Source organism: Leifsonia sp. SIMBA_070, from assembly GCF_046534635.1.
Lineage (GTDB): Bacteria > Actinomycetota > Actinomycetes > Actinomycetales > Microbacteriaceae > Leifsonia.
This window is the reverse complement of the sequence record NZ_JAWRYK010000454.1, coordinates 1-261: the sequence shown is the minus strand read 5'-3', so window position 1 is coordinate 261 and position 261 is coordinate 1. Positions and strand designations below refer to the sequence as shown.

At 64.8% G+C, this 261-nt stretch carries 1 protein-coding gene; it reads left to right on the top strand.

The genetic code is table 11. From position 1 onward, the window contains the following. Positions 1-261: linear amide C-N hydrolase (locus SB754_RS21050; protein WP_410784290.1), on the top strand; the 261-nt coding region annotated here is incomplete at both ends.

The following is a 261-nucleotide window of genomic DNA, read 5'->3' as shown; positions in this document are numbered from 1 at the left end:
CACCACCGACGGTCTCAACGAGGCAGGCCTGTCGACCAATCTGCTGTGGCTGGCCGAGTCGGAGTACCCGACCCCGGATCTCTCGAAGCCGGCGTTGTCGATCGCGGCCTGGGCGCAGTATGTGCTCGACAACTTCGGATCGGTGGCGCAGGCCGTTGCAGCGATGAGCGACGAACCCTTCGTGGTGGTCACCGGTGGGGTTCCAGGTGAGGACCGCCTTGCGACACTGCACCTGTCGATGTCGGATGCCAGTGGTGACAG